At 73.7% G+C, this 16,844-nt stretch carries 11 protein-coding genes; 4 read left to right on the top strand and 7 right to left on the bottom strand.

Annotated elements, in window-relative coordinates; translation table 11 throughout:
- Window positions 1-44 precede the first annotated feature (44 nt).
- The 7 genes from JOF36_RS01135 to JOF36_RS01165 all read right to left on the bottom strand — a co-directional run bounded on the left by JOF36_RS01135 (window position 45) and on the right by JOF36_RS01165 (window position 8,798).
- Entirely contained in the window at window positions 45-1,454 is a 1,410-nt protein-coding gene (locus tag JOF36_RS01135; RefSeq protein ID WP_307862161.1) for an amidase, read from the bottom strand.
- Complete coding sequence (locus JOF36_RS01140) at window positions 1,451-2,146, bottom strand: SRPBCC family protein (protein ID WP_210024571.1); 696 nt, start codon at window positions 2,144-2,146, stop codon at window positions 1,451-1,453. The genes JOF36_RS01135 and JOF36_RS01140 overlap by 4 nt, the downstream gene beginning before the upstream one ends.
- Window positions 2,143-4,521, bottom strand: coding sequence for an aerobic carbon-monoxide dehydrogenase large subunit (gene cutA / locus JOF36_RS01145; protein WP_210024572.1), 2,379 nt, complete (start codon window positions 4,519-4,521; stop codon window positions 2,143-2,145). Before cutA ends, JOF36_RS01140 begins: the two co-directional genes overlap by 4 nt.
- Entirely contained in the window at window positions 4,518-5,003 is a 486-nt protein-coding gene (locus tag JOF36_RS01150) for a (2Fe-2S)-binding protein (protein ID WP_210024573.1), read from the bottom strand. Before JOF36_RS01150 ends, cutA begins: the two co-directional genes overlap by 4 nt.
- Window positions 5,000-5,836, bottom strand: coding sequence for an FAD binding domain-containing protein (locus tag JOF36_RS01155; RefSeq protein WP_210024574.1), 837 nt, complete (start codon window positions 5,834-5,836; stop codon window positions 5,000-5,002). The genes JOF36_RS01150 and JOF36_RS01155 overlap by 4 nt, the downstream gene beginning before the upstream one ends.
- The gene (locus JOF36_RS01160; protein ID WP_210035009.1) at window positions 5,833-7,254 is read right to left on the bottom strand and encodes a uracil-xanthine permease family protein; all 1,422 of its coding nucleotides are present in this window, start codon (window positions 7,252-7,254) and stop codon (window positions 5,833-5,835) included. Before JOF36_RS01160 ends, JOF36_RS01155 begins: the two co-directional genes overlap by 4 nt.
- Before the next feature lie 182 nt (window positions 7,255-7,436).
- Entirely contained in the window at window positions 7,437-8,798 is a 1,362-nt protein-coding gene (locus JOF36_RS01165) for a PucR family transcriptional regulator (RefSeq protein WP_245350604.1), read from the bottom strand.
- A gap of 78 nt (window positions 8,799-8,876) precedes the next feature.
- Between JOF36_RS01165 and JOF36_RS39915 the strand changes: the two genes are divergently transcribed.
- The 4 genes from JOF36_RS39915 (at window position 8,877) to JOF36_RS01185 (ending at window position 16,748) form a co-directional block, all read left to right on the top strand.
- Window positions 8,877-9,605, top strand: coding sequence for an oxamate carbamoyltransferase subunit AllH family protein (locus JOF36_RS39915; RefSeq protein ID WP_210024576.1), 729 nt, complete (start codon window positions 8,877-8,879; stop codon window positions 9,603-9,605).
- Window positions 9,602-11,026: an AllF/FdrA family protein gene (locus JOF36_RS01175; RefSeq protein ID WP_210024577.1), complete on the top strand. Its 1,425-nt coding sequence runs from the start codon at window positions 9,602-9,604 to the stop codon at window positions 11,024-11,026. Before JOF36_RS39915 ends, JOF36_RS01175 begins: the two co-directional genes overlap by 4 nt.
- A complete protein-coding gene (locus JOF36_RS01180) occupies window positions 11,023-12,438 on the top strand; it encodes a YlbE family protein (RefSeq protein ID WP_210024578.1) in 1,416 nt (471 codons plus the stop codon). Before JOF36_RS01175 ends, JOF36_RS01180 begins: the two co-directional genes overlap by 4 nt.
- Window positions 12,439-12,599: 161 nt before the next feature.
- The gene (locus JOF36_RS01185; RefSeq protein WP_210024579.1) at window positions 12,600-16,748 is read left to right on the top strand and encodes a Pls/PosA family non-ribosomal peptide synthetase; all 4,149 of its coding nucleotides are present in this window, start codon (window positions 12,600-12,602) and stop codon (window positions 16,746-16,748) included.
- Window positions 16,749-16,844 lie beyond the last annotated feature (96 nt).

Here is a 16,844-nt window from a genome sequence, read left to right on the forward strand (position 1 = left end):
AGGAGGTGCGCCGACATGGCAAAGATTGCCGTCGGAACGCCTCGTTACTGGCAATGATTGGAGTACTGCTCCACGGCGGCGGCGACCTCCAGCAGGCGCCGGTCGGCGCCGTGTCGCGCGACGATCTGGATCCCCACCGGCAACCCGTCCGGCGTCGTCCCGAACGGCACCGAGATCGCCGGGCAGCCGGTGACGGTGATCAGGTACGCCGACCGCATCCAGTCCAGGTAGGACTCCATCGGCCGTCCGTCGATCGCGGTCGGGAACTCCTGGTCGGCAGGGAAGGGCGGCACCTGCGACACGGGCAGCACCAGCACGTCGTGCTCGGCGAAGAACTCCCGCATCCGCTGGGCCAGCGCACTCCGCCGCCGGTAGGCCAGCGCGATGTCCGGGCCGGTCAGGGTCTCGCCGGCCCGGATGTTCGCGGCGAGCGAGGCCTTGAACTGCTCCGGGTGCTCGGCGAGCAGGTCCCCGAAGCGGGCCTGGAAGTGCCAGGCACGCAGGGTCCGGAAACACTCGTCGGCGCCGGTCAGGTCGGGGACCGCGGAGCCGACGGACGCGCCGGCACCGGCCAGCGCCCGTCCGGCGGCCTCGACGACCGCGCCCACCTCGGGGTCGACCGCGAAGGCACCACCGAGGTCGGGCGAGAGCGCGACCCGCAGACCGGCCGGCGGCGCCGGCTCCAGCGGCGGAGCGAACGTCGCCCCCGGGTCGCCGAGCGCGTGCGGGGCCCGCGGGTCCGGGCCGGCCAGCACCGACAGCAGCAGCGCCAGGTCGCCGACGGTGCGGGCCATCGGGCCACCGGTGCTCGTGGTCTCCCACATGTTGGCCTGCGGCCACTCCGGCACCCGGCCCCAGGACGGCCGCAACCCGACCACCCCGCAGAACGACGCCGGGTTGCGCAGCGAGCCACCCATGTCCGAGCCCTCGGCCAGCGGCACCATCCCGGCCGCGAGCGCGCACGCGGCGCCACCCGACGAACCGCCCGCGGAACGGGACGGGTCGTGCGGGTTGAGCGTGGTGCCGAAGACCGGGTTGAACGTGTGCGAGCCGGCCGCGAACTCCGGGACGTTGGTCTTGCCGATCGGCACCGCCCCGGCTCGCCGGATCCGCTCGACGACCAGCTCGTCGGTCTCCGGGACGTGCTCAGCGAACAGCGGCGAGCCGTAGGTGGTGCGCCACCCCGCGGCGTCGTGGGTGTCCTTGAACGCGAACGGCAGCCCGTGCAGCGGGCCCGGGTCCGTCCCGGCGGCGAGGGCCTCGTCGGCGGCGGCCGCGGTGGCGCGGGCGCGTTCCGGATCCAGCGAGACGACCGCGTTCAGCTGCGGGTTCCGCTCGGCGATCCGGTGCAGGTGCAGCTCCAGGAGCTCGCGCGCCGAGATCTCCTTGGCACGCAGCGCCGCGGCCTGCGCACGGGCGGTCGAGTCCACCGACAGGGCGGGCCCGCCGGTCACCGGCGCCGCCCGATCGCGGCGCCGACCAGCACACCGAGCAGCGCCACCGCGGCACCGATGCCGATGCCCTTCGTGAGGTCGTCCGGACCGGCCGCGCCCGCGGCGGACGCCGTGTGGACGCCCGGCCGGGTGGTCGGGGCGGTGTACCCCGGCCCCCCGACGAGTGCCGGCGGCACGGTGTCGGCGTCCCGGTCGACGGCGACCGGCGCACCGCCGATGTCGGAGCCGGACCCCTCGACCGGCACCGACATCGGCGCGGCGATCGCCCGGCCGACGTTGCCGAAGAACTCGGCCGCCATCCGCTTCGACACGCTCGCGAGCATCCGCTGGCCGACGCCGCCGACCATCCCGCCGACGGTCGCGTCGGCGGCGTAGGAGATGCGGGTGCCGTCCGCGCCGAGGTCCTCGAACCCGACGTCGACGACCGCATCGATCGTGCCCGGAGCACCGGCCCCGGCCAGCGTCATCACCAGCGACTCGTGCGGCTTCAGGTCGGACAGCGCGCACCTCCCGGCGTAGCTGCCCTTGATCGCGGCCACCCCCGCCGTGACCGTCATGGCGTACTCGTGGTCGCCGGTGGCCTCCAGCCTCTCGCAGCCGGGGATGCTCGCGACCAGCACACGGGGGTCGAGCACCGCGTCCCACACGTGCTCGACCGGGTGCGGTACGACGTTGGTCCCGCTGATCTTCATGAGCGGTGTTCCTCCCGAAGGGTGTGCAGGTCGGACGGCGAGATCGGCATCGCCCGGATCGGGATGCCCTCGGCATCCTCGATAGCCGCCGCGACCACCGCGGAGACCGGGATGACCCCGGCCTCGCCGGCACCCTTGATCCCCAGCGGGTTCAGCGGGGACGGTGTCTCCAGGTGGTCGATCTCGATCCCGTCGGGGATCTCGGTGACATAGGGCATCAGGAAGTCCATGAAGGACGCGTTGAGCAGCTGGCCGCCCTCGTCGTAGGCCATCCGCTCGTACAGGGCACCGCCCACGCCCTGGGCCACCCCGCCGTGGATCTGCCCTTCGACGACCATCGGGTTGATCAGGTTCCCGCAGTCGTGCACGACGGCGTAGCGCAGGATCCGGATCTCGGCGGTGGCCGGGTCGGTCTCGACGATCGCCGCGTGCATGCCGGAGGCGAACGTGGCGTGCTCCGGGCTGTAGAAGTCCTTGCCCTCGAGGCCGGGCTCCTCCCCCTCGGCGACCGGGAGCGCGTCGCGCTCACCCACCGAGAACTGGGTCGCGGCCTTCGAGGCCTCGTCGAAGGCGTAGCGCAGCGGGTTGGACAGCACCGACAGCGTGCCCAGCGGGATCGAGCGGTCCGTCCCGCGCACCCCGACCACACCGTCGACGATCTCCAGGTCGTCGACGGAGGCCTCGAGCGCGTCCGCGGCGAGCCGCAGCGCCTTCTCCTTCGTCCGCCGGGCGGCCTTGAAGATCGCCGAGCCGGACATCACCGCGGCCCGGGAGGCGAACGTGCCCACCGCGTACGGCATCCGGCGGGTGTCGCCGGTGACGACCTCCACGTCGCTGAAGCGCACCCCGAGCTCGTCCGCGACGATCTGGGCGAACGCCGTCTCGTGGCTCTGCCCCTGCGTGGTGAGGCCGGTCGCGACCTTGACCTTGCCGGTGGTCTCGACGTGCACGTGGGCGCCCTCGTACGGGCCGACGCCGGTGCCCTCGACGTAGCAGGCCAGCCCGATCCCGACGGTGCGGCCGTCGCGCGCCATCTGCTCCTTGAACGCGCCGAACTCGTGCCAGCCGATCAGCTTGCGCAGCTTCTCCAGCGACGCCGGGTAGTCACCCGAGTCGTACTCCAGCGCCCGGCCGTCCTGGAAGATCAGGCCGTGGTCGTAGGGGAACTCGTGCGGCTGGATGAAGTTCGCCGCCCGCACCTCGGTGCGGTCCCGCCCCAGGTACTCGGCGATCGCGTCCATCGTGCGTTCCATGGCGTAGCAGCCCTGCGGGCGGCCTGCGCCGCGGTACGGCGTGACGATCACGGTGTTGGTGTAGAGCGACTCGAACGTCACCCGGTAGGCGCCGGGCTTGTACGGGCCGAGCAGCTGGGTCGAGGTGATGATCGGGACGATCAGCCCGTACGGCGTGTAGGCGCCGTGGTCGTGCCAGAACTCGACGTCCAGGCCGAGCAGCCGGCCGTCGTCGTCGAACCCGACCTCGATGTGCTGGACCTGCCCGCGCTCGTGCGCCGAGGAGATGAAGTGCTCGCGCCGGTCCTCGGTGAACTTCACCGGCCGGCCCAGCGCGCGGGCGGCCATCGGGACCAGCAGCTCCTCCGGCCACGGGTGCACGATCTTCACACCGAACCCGCCACCGACGTCCGGGGTGATCACGTCGACCCGGCCGATGTCCAGGCCGAGCTTCGCGGCGACCGCCGCACGGACACCGGTGGAGCTCTGGGTGGAGGTCCACAGGACGAGCCGGCCTGCGTCGGGGTCCCAGCGGGCGACGGTGCCGCGGCCCTCCAGGGGCATGCAGGCGCTGCGCTCGATCTCCAGGTCCAGCTCGAGGCGGTGCGGGGCCGCGGCGATCGCGGCCGGCGCGTCCCCGACCGTCTGCTCCATGCGAGCGCCGACGTTGCCGGGGACGTCGTCGTGCACCAGTCGCTCCGCGGCACGGGCGACATCGATCCCGACGACGGCGGGCAGCACCTCGTAGTCGACGACGATCCGGTCCACCGCGTCCTCGGCCAGGTAGCGGTCGTCGGCGACGACGAAGGCGATCGCCTCGCCGACGTGGTTCACCTCGTCGCGGGCCAGCGGGTACTGCGTGCGGCCGTGGGTGAGCGCGGGGTGCGGGATGAGGACGGGCAGCGGCTCGGCCAGTGGGCCGGTCAGGTCGTCGTAGGTGTAGACGGCGTGCACACCGTCGACGTCGAGGACCCCGGAGACGTCGATGTCGACGATGCGGGCGTGCGCGTGCGGGGACCGCAGGACGGCCGCGTGCAGGGTGCCGGGGCCCGCTGCGACGTCGTCGACGTAGCGGCCGCCGCCGCGCAGGAACCGCTGGTCCTCGACCCGCTGGACGGGCTGTCCCATCAGCTTGGTGGTCACGAGGACGCCCCGATCTCCGCCGCCCGCTCCACTGCACGCACGATGTTCTGGTAGCCCGTGCACCGGCAGAGGTTCCCGGCGATCATGTCCCGGGCCTGCTCGTGGGTCGGGCACGGCTCGCGGCGCAGCCCGGCGGTGACCGTCGTCAGGAAGCCGGGGGTGCAGAACCCGCACTGCAGGCCGTGGCACTCGGCGAACGCCTGCTGCACCGGCGAGAGCGTCCCGTCCGGCTCCGCCAACCCCTCGACGGTGGTGATGTCGTGTGTTTGGGCGGCGACCGCCAGCATCAGGCAGGCCCGCACCGGTTCGCCGTCGGCCAGGATCGTGCAGGACCCGCAGACTCCGTGCTCGCAGCCGACGTGCGTCCCGGTCAGTCCCAGATCGTGACGCAACGCGTCGGACAGCAGCCGCCGCGCCGGGACCCGCAGCTCGTGCTCGATCCCGTTCACCCGCAGGCGGATCTCGTGCAGCGTCTCGCTCACGGCTGTGCTCCCTTCAGCATCGCAGCGGAGTTCTCGACCGCGGAAGCCACGACGCGGTCGGTCAGTACCCGCACGAGCGTGCGTCGGTAGGCGGCCGTGGCGTGGATGTCACCGATCGGGTCCAGCTGTTCCAGCGCCGCATCGGCCCGGTCGCCCGGGTCGAGCCCGGTCAGGTCGACGACGGTCGGCACGTCGCTCACCGACAGGTAGCCGACCCGGATCCGCTCGCCCTCGACCAGCGCGGCCACCCCGACCAGGGCGTAGTCGCCGTGCCGGCGAGCGATCTCGTCGAAGGCGACACCCGCCCCGGGGGGCAGCGCGGGGAAGAAGGCGGAGACGGCGATCTCGTCCGGCCCCACCGACGACTCCAGCGGGCCGGTGAACAGCTCGGACGCGGCGATCGCGCGGCGCCCGGCGGGCCCCTCGACGTCCAGCGACCCGCCGAGCAGGCTCAGCACCACCGGCATCTCGGCGGCGGCGTCGGCGTGCGCCAGCGACCCGACCGTCGTCCCGCGGTTGCGGATGGTGGCGTGCGCGACGTGCTCGAGGGCCATCGGCACCAGCGGCTGCACCCGGGCGACGTCCGGCGACTCCAGCACGGTGGTGTGCCGGGCCAGCGCGCCGACCCGTACCCCGTCGGCGGTGACCGTGACGGCGCCGAGACCGGGCAGGCCGTTGATGTCGACGAGCAGCGACGGCGCGGCGAGGCGCATCGACAGCAGCGGGATCAGGCTCTGCCCGCCTGCCAGCACCTTGCTGTCCGGTGTGGACAGCGCGGCGACGGCGTCGGCCAGCCGGTCGGGCCGTACGTAGTCGAAGGGAGCAGGTTTCACGGGGTCTTCTTCGTCTCCTGGTCGTCATCGGCGCCGGGCGCCGTGGTCGTCATCCCACCGGCCGGTGTCCCCGCGGCGGGCACGGACTCTCCGGTCCGGCGGTCGCGCAGCGCGACGGCGTGGAAGTAGACGATGACCATGATCGTGCCCAGCGCGATGCCGCCGAGCTCGAAACCGCCACCGAAGTCCATGGCCACGCCGCCGATGCCCGCGACGAGGCCCGCCGCGAGCCCCACGAGGTTGCGCGGCTCGGCGAAGTCGACACCGTTCTCCACCCAGATCTTCGCTCCGACCAGGGCGATCATCCCGTAGAGCACCACGGTGATCCCGCCGAGCACGCCGCCCGGGATGGCACCGACCAGCACCCCGAACTTCGGGCAGAGCCCCAGCACGATCGCGACGCCGGCCGCGACGTAGTACGCGGCGGTGGAGTACACGCGGGTGGCGCCCATGACGCCGATGTTCTCCGCGTAGGTGGTCGTCGGGGAGCCGCCGAACAGGCTCGCGAGCGCGGTGGCGGCACCGTCGGCACCGATGGCACGACCCATGTACGGGTCGAGGTCGTCACCGGTCATCTCGGCGACGGCCTTGACGTGCCCGAGGTTCTCGGCGATCAGCGCGATCACGCCCGGGAGCACCAGCAGGAGGAACACGAGCGAGAAGCTCGGCCCGTGCACGGCGGCCACACCGTCGTCCAGGGTGCCGCTGGGCAGGCCGAACCAGGCGGCGTCGGAGAGGCCCTCGAACGTGACACGCGAGTGCGGCTCCGGGGTGCAGTCGGCGCCGCCGCAGGAGGTGATCGGGCCGAACACGACGTCGAACAGGAACGAGATCACGAAGCCGAAGACGAGCGCGAGGAACACCGCGATCCGGCCCCAGAAGCCGGGGAACAGCACCGCGGCGCACACCAGGAAGGTCGCCGTCAGCAGCGCCGTCCACTGGTCCACCGGCCAGTACACCGACGCGACGACCGGGGCGAGGTTGAACCCGATCAGCATGACGACGGCGCCGGTGACGGCGGGCGGCAGCACGGCGTGCACCAGGCGCGGCCCGGCGAAGTGCACGAACACGCCGACGGCGAGCAGCACGAGACCGGACAGCAGGATCGCGCCGGTGACGTCCGCGGAGTCGCCGCCCATCGCGCGGATCGCGGCCACGCCGCCGACGAACGCCGCGCTGGTGCCGAGGTAGCTGGGGACCCGGTTCTTGCAGACGACCAGGAACAGAATCGTGCAGATCCCGGAGAACAGGATGGCGAGGTTCGGGTCGAGCCCCATCACCACCGGGAAGACGAACGTCGCACCGAACATCGCGACGACGTGCTGGATACCCAGCCCCGCGGTCCTCCCCCACGGCAGCCGCTGCTTGGCTCCGACCGCCTCACCGGGAGCGGGATCGACGACCTCCCACTTGAACATCGACATCTCGATCCCCCTCCGGTTCTGCTACTTCGCGAACCCGACTCAAGCTAATGAGACCCAGGTCGCACCTCGACGGCGATCCTTGCCGATCGTTGTGCGGATCCACTGGCACGAATTGATGACGCGGCACCGTGACACGCGTGCGGGTCCCCGTAGGTTTCGCGGAGATTTCGCCGCACTCAACGGCTGATCTTGAGCGCCTGCAGGGCCACCGCGACGTCGAGGCGCAGGTTCGGGTCCGTCGACAGTGGTCCGAGCAGCCGCTCCAGCTTCGAGACCCGGTACCGCATCGTGTTGTAGTGGAAGAACTGCGACCGGGCCGCCTCGGCGACGTTGAAGTTGGTGTCGAGCAGGATCTGCAGCGTCTCCCGCAGCTCGGTCGCCTCGGCGGTCGGTTCGGCGAGCGGTCCCAGCGCGTCCCGCACGAAGGACGTCAGCTCGGCCGGGTCCGGGATGAGTGCGATCAGCCGGTGCAGGCCGAGCTGGTCGAAGAACGTGGTGCGGCCCCCGCCACCGATCCGCCTGCCGACCTCGACCGCGCGCCGGGCCTGCCCGTAGGCGCCCGGCAGGGAGTCGACGTCGGCGACCGGGCGGCTCACCCCGGCCGAGAACGGGCGACGGCCACCGCCCTTGTCCCCGGCCACCGCGGTGACCGCCCGCTGCACGAGGTCCCGGCCGGGCGGGCCGTCGGTGCCCTTGCCACCACCTTTGCCGCCCTTGCCGCCCCCGCCCCCGCCGCCGGCGCCGCTCCGGTCGCCGCCCGAGCCGCCGACCGGGCCGCCGACCGGGCCGCCGACCGGGAGCAGGGTGACCACCTCGGAGGAGAAGTCGACCGTCGGAATGCCCGGGCCCAGCCCGGTGCACACCTGACGCCACGCCGCCGAGAACCGCTTCTGCCAGGTCCGCCGCTGCTCGCCGGAGACCGGCTCGTCGGTCGGGTCCAGCTCGGCCGACACCACGACCATCGGGCGGCGCAGGTCCCAGCCGAACAGGTCGGCGTGCTCGGCCACGTACGCCGGGTCGGCGGTGCGGCGCAGCAGCAGGTCCCGCAGGAAGTCGCCCTGGTACTTGGTCTCGACCGCGGTGACGGCCTCCTCGCGGGTGATCAGCAGCGCGGCGACCGCGGCGGCCCGTTCCAGGGCGTGGACGTCGTCCGGGGTCAGTCGCGCGTCCCGGCGCACGCACACCAGCCGGGCCAGGTTCTGCCCGCCCGCGGCGACCCGCAGCGTGCGCGCCTCACCGCCGCCGACGGCGACCCCGCCCGCCCCCATCCGCTCCACCCTGAGCCGGCCGGTCGGATCGACGAGAGCGTGCTCGGCGAGCACCCCGCGGACGTCGTCGGGCAGCGCCGAGGCCCGCTCCCGGCCGTCGGTGGAGGTGAAGGCGACGCCCACGCCGAGCACCCGTCCGACCTCGGCCGCGATGCCGTCGAGATCGCCGCCCTCCAGGGCGATCTGGGTGAGGCCGGTGTGCAGGGCGTCGACCCGGGCCAGCGCGGCCCGGGCAGGCGGCTCGGGATCACTACGATCATGCTTGAGCAACAGTTGCCGTCCATCCACGCCGAAGGTGGCACAAGTTAACATCGGTCAAGCGTTGTGCCCAGGGCTAGCGTCGGATTCGTGATCCCCGCCGGCGCACCTGTCCGGGTCCGGGACCGGCTCCGCCGGACCCCCGACGGCCCGGTCACGGTCGTGCACCGCGGACCGGACGCGGTCTACCTCGCGGTCGGTGACGGCTGCGTCGGCGTCACGGGGCGCCACGCGGTCGCGGTCCCCTGTGCGCTGCACACCCGCGTCGAGCGGTTCGATGTCGCGGACGCCCGGGTGCACGGCGGTGTGCTGCACCTCGACGGCGTCCCGCTGGTCGTACGGCGACTGGTCGACACCCGCGTCCCGGCACTCCCGGCGACCGCCGCAGCGGCGACCGCACCCTCTTCGCCGGCCGGAATCGCCGAGCTCCCCACCGCCGTCACCACAGCCACGGTTCCCGGTCTCGTCGGGCGCGGCGACGGGCTCACCCCGCTCGGCGACGACGTCCTCTGCGGCTGGCTGGCCCTGCACCGCGCGGCCCGGGTGCCGACCCCGGAGGTCGACGACGCCGTGCGCGCCTGCCTGCACCGCACGACCCTGCTGTCCGCCGAGCTGCTGCGCTGCGCGCTCGACGGCGAGGTGATCCCGCAGTTCGCGGCGTTCGTCACGAGCGCGGGGGCGCTCGCCGCCGAGGCCGCGCTCACCGCCGTCGGTCACTCGTCCGGGATCGGGATGCTGCACGGCGCCCGGCTCGCGCTGACCGGACTCCACCTGCCCACGCTCGATCCATCCACATTCCACGAAGGGGTCGCCGCATGACGACGCACGTCGAGGTACGACCCGGCGCCTACGCCGACTCCGTGACCCTGCTCCGGGTCAGCCGCACCGTGCAGGGACTCGACGGGGTCACCGCCGCGCAGGTCGCGATGGCCACCCCGCTCAACGTCGAGGTCCTCACCGGCATGGGATTCGAGGTCCCGCCGGGCACCGGATCGAACGACCTGGTGGTGGCGCTGCACCTGGCCGGCGACGAGGCGTTGCCGGCCGCGCTGGCCGGGGTCGAGCGCGCGCTGCAGGAGGCGAACCGCCCGGCCGGGAACGGTGACGGCCCCGCCGTCGCGCCCCCGCGCACCACCGGCTCCGCGCTGGAGCGCGAGGCCGCCCCGATCGCGCTGGTGTCGGTGCCCGGCCCGCACGCCTGCGTCGAGGCGATGGACGCGCTCGACGCGGGCAGCGACGTCATGATCTTCAGCGACAACGTGCCGGTGGAGCAGGAGGTCGCCCTAAAGACAGTGGCGGCCGGCCGCGGACTGCTGGTGATGGGGCCGGACTGCGGCACCGCCGTCCTGCGCGGGATCGGCCTGGGGTTCGCGAACACCGTCGCCCCGGGGCCGGTCGGGATCGTCGCCGCGTCCGGCACCGGCTGCCAGCAGCTGCTGGCCCTGCTCGACCACGCCGGCGTCGGCGTGACCTCGGCGCTCGGGGTCGGCGGGCGGGACCTGTCGGCACCGGTCGGCGGGCTCGCCACCCGCGAGGCACTGCGCAGGCTCGACGCGGACCCGGCCGTCGAGCTGATCGTCGTGGTCTCCAAGCCCCCGGCCGACGAGGTCGCCGCCGCGCTCCGCGAACTGGCCGGGCAGCTCGCCACCCCCGTCGAGTTCGCGCTGCTCGGGGCCGGTCGGCCGGACCTCACCGCGGCCACCGAGGCGGTGCTGACCCGGCTCGGGCGGCCGGTGCCACAGTGGCCGGTGCACGGCCGCGCACGTGCGGCCGGCGGTGGCCGGTACCTGCGCGGGCTGTTCGTCGGCGGCACCCTGGCGACCGAGGCCGAGCAGATCGCCGTCGCCGCGGCGGGACCCGACGCCGGGCACACCTTCGTCGACTTCGGCGACGACGCCTACACCGCGGGCCGGGCCCACCCCATGATCGATCCGACACTGCGCCTGGACCACCTGGGCAAGGCACTGGCCGACCCGGACACCGGCGCCGTGCTGCTCGACGTCGTGCTCGGGCACGGTGCCGAGCCCGATCCCGCCGCGCTGCTCGCCCCCGCGATCACCGGTGCGCCCGTACCGGTCGTCGTCACCGTCGTCGGGACCGGCGGCGACCTGCAGGACCTGCCACGCCAGGTCGGCACGCTGGTCGACGCCGGCGCCGAGGTGTACCTGTCCCACGCCCACGCCACCCGGCGGGCCCTCGCACTCGCGGCCGGGACCGCGCAGAACGGAGCCACCCTGTGAGTACGCCCGAGGCCGTCGTGAGCACCGGAACCGACCTGTTGGCCGACGCCGTCGCGGGCCAGGCCGTCCCCGTCACCCGGGTCGACTGGCGCCCGCCGATGGAGGACACGGCGGACGATCTCGCCACCGTCGCCACCGACCCGCTGCGCCGGGACGCGAACGCCCGCGCGCTCGCGGCGATGCTCGGCGTCACCGCCACGCTGGTCGACGTCGCCCCGGCGTCGGAGGTCCTCGGGCTGGCGCGGGGCGAGTTCCTGCACGCCGGCCCGCCGATCACCTGGGACCGCGCCTCCGGGCCGTTGCGCGGCGCGCTGATGGGTGGCGCCGCGCTGGAGGGCCTGGTCGACGCCCCGGAGCAGGCGTCCGCGCTGTTCGAGGCGGGCACCTCGGTGTCGCTGGAGCCGTGCCACCACCGCTCGGCGGTCGGCCCGATGGCCGGCGTCGTCACCCCCAGCATGTGGATGCTCGTGCTGGAGGATCCGGCGACCGGGCGCCGCACCTACTGCTCGCTGAACGAGGGCCTGGGCAAGGTGCTGCGCTACGGCGCGTACGCCCCGGACGTCCTGGACCGGCTGCGCTGGCTGGGGAACGTGCTCGGGCCGCTGCTGCGTGCCGCGGTCCGGTCGGTGCGCGACGCGGGCACGCCGGTCGACGCCACCGCGATCCTCACCCAGATGCTGCAGATGGGCGACGAGGCGCACAACCGCAACCGGGCCGGCACGCTCATGCTGCTGCGCGACCTGTCCCCCGCCCTGGTCACCGGGGCCGCGGATGCCGGCTTCTCCAGTGCCGATGTCGCCGCCGCGTTGCGGTTCGTCGGCGGCAACGACCACTTCTTCCTCAACCTGGCGATGCCGGCGTGCAAGCTCGCCCTCGACGCCGCCCGCGACATCGAGGGCTCGACGATGGTCGTCGCGATGGCTCGCAACGGCACCGACTTCGGGATCCAGGTCGCCGGCACCGGCGACGAGTGGTTCACCGGCCCGGCGCAGGTCGCCGACGGCCTGTTCCTGGGCGACTACGGCCCGGACGACGCGAACCCGGACATCGGCGACTCCGCGATCACCGAGACGGCCGGGATCGGCGGGTTCGCCATGGCCACCGCGCCGGCGATCGTCCGGCTGGTCGGCGGCAGCGTGCCGGACGCGCTGGCCACCACCCGCCGGATGCGCGAGATCACGATCGGGGAGAACCCCCGCTGGACGGTCCCGGTGCTGGAGTTCGCCGGGGTGCCCAGCGGCGTCGACGTGACCAGGGTGTGCCGGACCGGGATTCTCCCCCAGATCAACACCGGGATGGCCGGCCGGGTCGCGGGCGTCGGTCAGGTGGGTGCAGGGTTGGTGACGCCGCCCGCCGAGATCTTCCCGAAGGCGCTGGCCGGGCTCGCCGCGCGGACCCGCGCCCGGGGCTGAGCGGCACCGCGGGACCCACCGTCCCGGGGCCCTGCGGGCGAGTCCCGGGTCGCTACGCACGACCGTCACACCTGGTTCACGGATTTGCGAGTGAGGATCGCCACCGGGGCCGGCGGGTGTCCGCCCCGCGTTCCGCGGGGTAGTCGCCCGGTATGTCAGACGTGTCCAATCGATCGGCGTTGGCCGGCGGTGCCGCCGGCGACGGGAGGTCGCAGGCGGACACCCCGCAGGTGATCCGCCGCGACCTGCCGTACACGCCGTCGCCGCGCCCCCGGGACTCCCGGCTCGACGAGCGCGTCCTGGTTCCCGGCCGCACGCTCGAGGAGCCGCGCACCCGCACCGGTGAACAGCTCGCCGAGGTGTTCGAGGAGGCCGTCGACGCCCACCCGGACGCCGTCGCGGTCGACACCGGTGACACCGAGCTGACCTACCGCGACCTGGACGGGCGCGCCGACCGGCTCGCCCACCACCTCCAGGAGCGCGGGACCGGACCCGGCGCCGTGGTCGGCCTGCTGCTCGACGACCCGGTCGAGGCCTACACCGCGATGCTCGCGGTACTGAAGGCCGGAGCCACGTTCGTCCCGCTGGACGCCGGGTTCCCCGCCGACCGGATCTCCTACATCCTCGACGACTCGGCGGCCGGCCTGCTGTTGGCGACGACGTCGGCGCTGGAGAAGGTCGGCGAACCGGTCGACGCGGGCGTGGAGGTGCTCCGCGTGGCGGGCGCGGGCTCGGACACCGCGGAGATCGCGCGTCGGCCCGCCCGCCGGCTCGGCGCGGACGCCCGGCGCGACGGCACCGCACATCCCGCGTACCTGATCTACACCTCGGGCTCGACCGGCCGCCCCAAGGGCGTCGTGATCTCCCACCCGTCCATCTGCAACTTCGTGCGGGTCGCCGCGGACTGCTACGGCGTGCGCCCGGACGACCGCATGTACCAGGGCCTGACCCTGGCCTTCGACTTCTCGGTCGAGGAGATCTGGACGACCTTTCTGGTCGGCGCCACCCTCGTCCCCAAGCCGGCGGGCGCGTCGCTGGTCGGCGAGGACCTCCACGACTTCCTGGCCCGGCGCCGGGTCACCGCGCTGTGCTGCGTGCCCACGCTGCTCGCGACTCTCGACACCGGACTGGACGACCTGCGCTTCCTGCTCGTGTCGGGCGAGGCCTGCCCGCAGGACCTGGTACGCCGGTGGCACCGCGAGGACCGCCGGTTCCTCAACGTCTACGGGCCCACCGAGGCGACCGTGACGGCCACCTGGACCGAACTGCACCCGGACCGCCCGGTGACGATCGGCGAACCGCTGCCCACCTACGCCGTGCTGGTTCTGGACCCGGACGACCCGGGCACGGTGCTGCCGTTCGGCGGGACCGGCGAGATCGCCATCGCCGGCGTCGGATTGGCCGAGGGATACCGCAACCGCGACGAGAAGACCGCCGAGGTGTTCGTCGACGCGACGGTCGACCTGCCGAACAACCCATCGGGGCTGATCTACCGCACCGGTGACCTCGGCCGGGTCGACGACCGCGGCGAGATCGAGTACCGGGGCCGGATCGACCTGCAGGTGAAGATCCGTGGCTACCGGATCGAGCTGTCCGAGATCGAGGCGGTGCTCCAGGAGCACCCGGCGGTCGCGATGGCGGTGGTGGACACGTTCGAACCGGCTCCCGGCAGCCCGGAGCTGGTCGGCTACGTCAGCCTGGTCCGTGGCGCCGAGCTGCCCGACGGCCTGCGGGAACGGCTGCAGGAGCGGCTGCCGTCGTACATGGTGCCCGCCTACCTGGAGCACCTCGACCGCATCCCGATGACGACCAGCGACAAGGCGGACCGCAAGAACCTGCCCGCGCCGAGCGGGAGCCGGATCTCGGCGACCGGCCCGGTCGTCGCCGCCGGGTCCGACGTCGAGCGCGGCCTGGTCGAGGAACTGGCCGCCGCGCTCTCGGTGGCACCGCAGGAGATCTCGGTGACCGCCCACGTGTTCGACGAGCTCGGGGCGACGTCGCTGCTGGTCGCCGGGTTCGCCGCCGCCGTCCGGCGCCGCGGCGACCTCCCGCCGGTGTCCACCCGGGGGGTCTACGAGTACCCGACCGTCCGCGACCTCGCCGCCGCGCTGGGCGAGCCCGCACCCGAGCGGGAGCCGGCCGCCGAGATCGCCCCGGTCCGGCCGCGGCCGGTGGCGCACGCACTCACCGGCCTCGGGCAGCTGCTGTTCCTGCTGGCCGGCGGGTTCGCCGCCGCCGCGGTGCTGGTGCTCGGCTACCGGTGGGTCTCCGCCGCCCCGGACGCCGGCGGGCTGCTCGCCCGGGCCGGGATCTGGACGGTCGGGGCGTTCGCCGCCGTCGTGCTCCTGCCGGTGCTGGCCAAGTGGACCCTGATCGGCCGGTTCCGTCCGCGCTCGATCCGGATGTGGGGCGCTGCGCACTTCCGGTTCTGGGTGGTGTCGACACTGATCCGGGCCAACCCGATGGCGTTGCTCGCCGGCACCCCGCCCCACGTGCTGTGGCTGCGCATGCTCGGTACCCGGATCGGGCGCGGCGCGGCGCTGTTCGGGGCGGTGCCGGTCGCGACCGACCTGGTCCGGATCGGTGCACGCTCACTGGTGCATCCCGAGGCGTCGCTGCAGGGCTACCGGGCGGTGCCGGGGGCGATCGAGTTCGGACCGGTCGAGATCGGCGACGACTGCGTCGTCGGCGAGGCCGGCGCACTGGACGTGTGGACCGGGATGGAGAACGGCGCGCAGCTGGGGCACACCTCCGCGCTGTGGGCCGGTGCCACCATCCCGGCCGGCGAGGCCTGGCACGGGTCCCCGGCCGGTCCGTCCGACGCCGACTACCGGACCGTGCCGGCCGCCGGGGCCGGGTGGGTCCGCCGGCTCGGCTACAGCGCGGGACTCCTCGGGCTGATCTGTGCGGTCGGCACCGCCGTGTTCGCCACGGTCGTCGCGGCGTTCGCCCGGTTCGCCGCACCGGTCGCCGGGTGGATCGGCGCGGTCGGCGTGCCGGCCTTCCTCCTGGTCGGCGCTCTCGCGGCGATGGCACTGTTCGTGCTCGCGCTCACCGTCGGCGTGCTCGCCGTGCTGGCCGTGCCACGCCTGGCGGCACTGGCGGTGCCACCAGGACGGACCTTCCCGCTGTACGGGTTCCGGCACATCGCACAGCAGATCGTGACCGGGGTGTCCAACGCCCGCGTCCTGGTCCTGCTGCTCGGCGACAGCTCGTTCATCACCGGCTACCTGAAGGGACTCGGCTACGACCTGGGCGACCTGCGCCAGACCGGCTCGAACTTCGGCACCCAGCTGCGCCAGGAGGCACCGCAGCAGACGCACGTGGGCCGCGGCACGATGGTGTCCGACGGCCTGCGGATGATGAACACCGAGCTGTCGCACGACTCCTTCCGGGTCAGCCCGGTCGGCCTCGGAGTGGACAGCTTCGTCGGCAACGACGTGCACCTGCCGCCCGACGCCCGGGTCGGCGACGACGTGCTGCTCGCGACGAAGGTGATGGTCCCGACCGACGGACCGGTCCGCGCCGGCGTCGGGCTGCTCGGGTCGCCGCCGATGGAGATCTCGCGCACGAGCACGGAACCGCACCCGAACCACCCGGGCACCGACGACGAGCTGGCCCGGCGCCTGCGGTCCAAGAACCGCTACAACGCCTCGACGCTGGTCGTGACGGTGCTGCTGCGTGCCCTCGGGGCCGCGGGTGCGCTGGTCCCCACCGCGCTCGCGCTCGCGCTGTGGCCGGTCTGGGGCTTCTGGGCGATGGGGCCGGCGATCGCCCTGGGTCCGCTGCTGCTGATGGTGTGGTCGGCGCTGCTGGAGCGGGCGACGCTCGGGTTCCGCCCGCTGCAACCACGGACCGCCTCGATCTACGACCGCTACTTCTGGTTCCACGAGCGGCTGTGGAAGCTCTACGTCCGCCCGGTGCTGGCCGGCACCCCGCTGCTGGTCTGGCGCAACCAGCTCGCCGGGCTCACCGCCGGGCGGCGGGTGTTCGACGACGGCGCGATGCTGCCGGAGAAGAGCCTGGTCTCCCTCGGCGACGACGCCGTGCTCAACGCCGGCTCGGTGATCCAGTGCCACTCGCTGGAGGACGGCCGTTTCGAGTCCGGCCGGGCCCGGGTCGGCGCGGGCGCCTGCGTCGGGGTGCGCGCGTTCGTGCACCACTCGACCGAGCTCGGTGACGGCGCGACGCTGGTGGCGGACTCGTTCCTGATGAAGGGCGAGCAGGCCGGGCCGGGTGAGCGCTGGGGCGGCAACCCCGCCGAGCCCGACGCGCGGGAGGCGCCCGTCCCGGACCACCGCGCCGCGTGATCATCGGACGAGTGCCGATCGGTGCCACGGTTGGCACCGATCCGCACTCGACCGACGATCACCGTGTCTCGGCACACACCCGCGAGGCGTGACCCG

The organism is Pseudonocardia parietis (assembly GCF_017876315.1).
Lineage (GTDB): Bacteria > Actinomycetota > Actinomycetes > Mycobacteriales > Pseudonocardiaceae > Pseudonocardia > Pseudonocardia parietis.

Coding starts and splice junctions, on each gene's coding strand:
- JOF36_RS01140 (WP_210024571.1), bottom strand. CDS start 2,146: ATGAAGATCAGCGGGACCAACGTCGTACCGCACCCGGTCGAGCACGTG.
- JOF36_RS01175 (WP_210024577.1), top strand. CDS start 9,602: ATGACGACGCACGTCGAGGTACGACCCGGCGCCTACGCCGACTCCGTG.
- JOF36_RS01160 (WP_210035009.1), bottom strand. CDS start 7,254: ATGTTCAAGTGGGAGGTCGTCGATCCCGCTCCCGGTGAGGCGGTCGGA.